Annotated in this window: 2 protein-coding genes and 1 pseudogene; 1 reads left to right on the forward strand and 2 read right to left on the reverse strand. The window is 66.2% G+C overall.

What is annotated here, in order from left to right:
- Positions 1-373: 373 nt before the first annotated feature.
- Positions 374-457: pseudogene (locus ABWP84_RS18080) on the forward strand (helix-turn-helix domain-containing protein); the annotation flags it as partial.
- A gap of 419 nt (positions 458-876) precedes the next feature.
- Here ABWP84_RS18080 and ABWP84_RS18085 read toward each other — a convergent pair.
- Together ABWP84_RS18085 and ABWP84_RS18090 are read right to left on the reverse strand one after the other, a co-directional pair.
- On the reverse strand, positions 877-2,442 hold the full coding sequence (locus ABWP84_RS18085; protein WP_353213419.1) for a GMC family oxidoreductase: 1,566 nt from the start codon (positions 2,440-2,442) through the stop codon (positions 877-879).
- A gap of 5 nt (positions 2,443-2,447) precedes the next feature.
- A complete protein-coding gene (locus tag ABWP84_RS18090) occupies positions 2,448-4,490 on the reverse strand; it encodes an ABC transporter substrate-binding protein (RefSeq protein WP_353213420.1) in 2,043 nt (680 codons plus the stop codon).
- Positions 4,491-4,668: the final 178 nt, after the last annotated feature.

A 4,668-nucleotide genomic window follows, 5' to 3' on the forward strand; every position in this document is an offset into this window, starting at 1 on the left:
TCCGACACGGTTGGAAAACCTTATCTCGGTGTCCACCAAACCGGCAGCAGGCCAGACTGGCCCGGCGCGGAGACGGCCGAAAATCGCTCTCCGGAGGCCAATTCTCTCCGGACCTCCTGACTTGGGCGTTTTAGTACGGAACTCAAAAACCTAGGTCAAAGGCCGGTTTCCGCGCGGTCAGCATTTGCCTTGGTTCGAACCCCACTTGCCCTAAATCCGTACTTCGAGAGCGAACACTTTGGTACGGCGCGAGAGTCGAATCTGGCCTAAGCGCCACTGCAAAACTGACCCATGCGCCGATTGAAACCTGACCCATGCCAAAGATGATCCTGTCGAATTGGCGGGGTCCGGGATGGTTGGAGGAGAGGCGGCAATGGAGATCAGGATATTGTCCAAACACGGCAAGGGCGTGCGCGAGATTGCGCGAGAGGTCGGCGTCTCGCGCAATACGGTGCGCCGCTACCTGCGGGTCCCGGACGCAGCGCGGTATCGCGAACGGCCACCCCAGCCTGGCAAGCTATCAGCGTTCGAGGGCTACATCCTCCAGCGCCTGGCCTCTGCACTGCCGGATCGGCTGGCGGCCACGGTGCTGCTGCGTGAACTGCGCGCGCGGGGCTACGCGGCTTTGGGGCGGAACCGACGGGTGGCGACCGCGCCGCCTTCACCCACGCCTATGCGGCGGATTGGGAGAAATGGAGCCAAGTGGTGCGCGACAACGATATCCGCCCCGGTTGACGGCTGCGAGGCATATCCACGCCTTTGGTGCTTCCGCCAAAGGCGACGGGCGGCAGGCGGCCAAATTCCGGAAGTGCGCTCGAGCATGGTGGCGATGTCTGGTTGCATCGCCACCATGCCGACAAGGGCGGGACGCGGAGGTCAGCCCGCGCGCATCCGCCTCGCCAGGTTCTCGCCAATCATCACGCAGGTGAAGTGTAAGTTTGCGCGGCAATCCGTCGGCATGATCGATGCGTCCGCCACGCGAAGGCCGCTCACCCCCCGCACCTTGAGATCGGGGTCGACCACGCCGCGCGGGTCCTCGTGGGCGGTCATGCGGCAAGTGCCGGCGGCGTGCTGGATGTCGCTCGCTTCGCGCAGCATGATTGCATCCAGCGCGTCATCCTCCAGGGCGGCGGCATTAGGCATCGAGAGGCCCGACTCACCGAATTCGATGGCATCGGCGAGGCCCGCGAGCGGCGCCAATGCGGTCAGGCGGGCCAGCCGCCGCACGCCGTCGCGAAGGCGAAGCCTGTCCCGCGGGTCCGCCAGCATGTTCTCCTCGACGGTCGGTTGCGCCTCCGGGTCGGTGGAAGTGAGGCGCAACTCCCCACGCGAGAACGCGTCGTAGAGAGCGATGCCCACAGCACCGCCCGGCGCGGGGCCTTCACCACCGGACAGGCCGCGGTGGTTGTAGGCGATCATGATCATGTCGCGCTCGCCGCCACCAGCGAGACCACTGCTGTAGGTCAGGCAACAATTGGTGTGCCGCGCATCCGACCCCTGCGCGCGAAATTCCGCCTTCAGGGCCATGCTGGCGCGCAGGATCGGATGGTCCATCAGGTGCTGGCCGACAGCAGGCAGGTCCTGCCGCACGGTGATGCCGAGCGCCTTGAGCGCGCCGGCGGGGCCGATGCCCGAGCGCATCAGGATGGTGGGGCTGTGGATCGCGCCGGCGCAGAGCACGATTTCCTGCGCGGCGATATCCTCCCACGTCTCGCCGAAGCGCACGCGCACACCGGTGGCGCGGCTGCCCTCGAAGAGGATGCGGTCCACCAGCGCGCCGCCGCGGATGGTGAGATTAGCCCGGCCTCGCGCGGGCTCCAGGTAGCCGTCATTGGTGGTGACGCGCAGCCCACCGCGCAAATTGATCGGGTTGCAGGAAATGCCCTCGCCTTCTGGCGCGTTCAGGTCGGGCTTCCAGCGGTAGCCTGCCGCCAGCGCGGCATCGCGCAGGCCAAGATCGACGGCGCCCCAATGCCCCATCGGCATCCGGAAGACGGGCAATGGGCCGCCCTGGCGGATGCCGGGCGCCACACCGGTATCGGCGTCATCCTCGATGGCATCGAAGAGCGGCAGGACATCGCTTGCCGACCAGCCCTCGCAGCCCGCCTCGGCCCAGGCGTCGAAGGCGGCGGGGACTCCCCGAATTGCGATCTGCGCGTTGACGGTGGAGGAGCCGCCCATGGCTTTGCCGCGCCAGTAGAATTTCGGCTCCTGCGCGGCGGTGCGCCGCGTCATCAGGCCCGGCCACTGCCATTGGGCCTGATGCGCGGGGTCGTGCATGAAGGGGATGATGTTTGCGCTGCGCAGCGCCTGCGGCGCATCGGCCGAGCGCCAGTCACGCCCGGCTTCCAGCAACAGCACGCGCCGTTGCCCGTCCTCCGAGAGCCTAGCGGCCAGAGGGGCGCCGGCCGAACCGGCACCCACCACGATCACGTCATACATCGCCATCATCGCTTCTCGACATTCCAGAACAGCGGGATCGCCGAGGGGATCAGGTTCGTCAGCTGCGCGCGATAGGCGGCAGGCTGCGCGAACTGGCCCCAAGGCACCGCGATGGCCTGACCATAGACGATCTCCTGCATGCGCGCCGCGATCGCCTGGCGTGCCTCCAGCGTGGGTGCAGCGGCGAATTGCGCGAAGAGCGGCGTGAGTGCCTCCTCGCAATGGAAGCCGCCCGTCGTGGCATTCGTGCAGTTGAAGCCGATGACGGAGTTGGTCAGCGGCGAATGCAGGTCAACGCCCAGCGCATGCACGCCGAAGACGCTCCATCCCTCGCGCCGCGTGCGGCGGGCCAGCACCGAGGCCCAGTCCATCACCTGCATGTCCACGTTGAAGCCGGCGCGGCGCAGGCGGTCGGCCAGGATCTCGCTGGAGATCTTGGCGGCCTCCAGGTCATTAGCGACGAGCACGATCACGGGCTCGCCGGCATAGCGCGTCTGGCGCAGCGCTTCGCGCGCGGCCTCTATCGAGGGCTGGCGCATCGGCTCGGTCCCGGCCGCGGACTCATAGGGCGAGCCGCAGATGAAGAACGCATTACAGGACCGGGCGTAACGGTCAGAGAGGCCGAAGCCCGCCATCACCTCCGCCTGGTCCACCAGGCGCAGCAGGACGCGACGGATGGCGGGATCGGCGAAGGGGCCGGAGGCGGCGTTGGTGCGGTAGTGCCCCGTGAACTGGTCGAGGCCGGTGAAGTTCTGCACCCGCACGCGGCGGTCGCGCTCCAGGGCGGCGAGCAGGTCGAAGGGAGCATACTGGATGAAATCGATCTCGCCCGAGCGCATCGCCGCAATAGCCGTCTGCCCATCAGGCACCACCCGGATGTCCAGGCTCTCGATGCGCACGACCTTGCCACCCGCCAGGTAGTTGGAGGGCTCGGCGCGCGGTACGTAGGCGGCGTTGCGGCGCAGCACCATGCGGTCGCCCGTGCGGTGGTCGGCGCGGCGATAGGTGAAGGGGCCGGAGCCGATGATCTCTGGAACGCGCTCGGTGCCCGGCGTGCGCGCCAGGCGCTCAGGCAGCATGAAGGGCACTGGCGAGGAGGTGGTGCCGAGCGTGTCCAGCACCAGTCCAAAGGGCTCCTTCAGGGTTAGCGTGAAGCTTCGCGCATCCCGTGGCTCGAGCGAGGCGGTGGCAGCCATGAGGCGGCTGCCGAGCGCGCTGCGGCTGCCCCAGCGGCGCAGCGAGGCCACGCAATCGGCTGCTGTGACCGGGGTTCCGTCATGCCAGAGCAGACCCTCGCGCAGGGTGAAGTTCCAGACCAGCCCATCGGGCGAGCGCGTCCATTCCTGCACCATCTGCGGCTGTACGCGCCCCTGGCCATCCATCGCGAATAGCGTGTCGTAGACCATGTAGCCGAAGGTGCGGGTGATGTAGGCCGGCGTGAAATGCGGATCGAGCGTGACGATCTCGGCCTCCAGCACTGCCGTGAGGTTCTGTGCACGCGCACCACCCGGGGGCAACCAGAGCGAGGCGAGCAACAGGAATGGAACGACCCAGCCAGAACAACGATGCGGCATTGCGCTCTCCTTTTCAGACGTGCGGTCGAGCCTAGGTCCGGCGCGAAGTGGATGTAAACAGCCGCGCCTCAATGCGGGCGTAAGCCCGGGTTGATCATGATCGGTGCCGATGCCTATCGCACCGAACGGGATGTTGATGTGCAAGGCGATCTGGCGAAGGCCAGGGCGGTGCACAAACTGCTCGGCGACGGCTTCCCCCTGGCTTTTGACGCCGATCATTCCCACTCGGTGAGCGCGTCCATCGGGGAATGCACTGGTCACACAAGCGCTGCACGCAGTGGCGCAGCGGCTCGATCGGGTAACGCTGCCTCCAACCTCCTTCAGCGAGGCCTCCCGGTCGCCGCCGGCGATGGCGGTGGCGATCGCTGTGCCGCCCAGCCCGTCGACCACCCAGGGGGAGGAGCTCGTCATGACCGGCAAGATAAAATCGCCGACCAGTATGCGAACCGCACTTCGCACTTGAATAATATCCAAGTATTTACAAGGTGCCTCAGTGTCGAAATTGGAGAAGCGCCATTGAGTGTTTCAAATCAGATAATGCCGACGGATTCAACATCCATAGCGAACACCATCGATGCCCTGAGATGTTTACGGTAATGCGATGGCAGTTCAGAGATTTCGGCTGACGGTGGTTGATCGTACAATCATCGAG

The sequence above is a fragment of the Rhodovarius sp. genome (assembly GCF_040399605.1).
Classification (GTDB): Bacteria; Pseudomonadota; Alphaproteobacteria; order Acetobacterales; family Acetobacteraceae; genus Rhodovarius; species Rhodovarius crocodyli_A.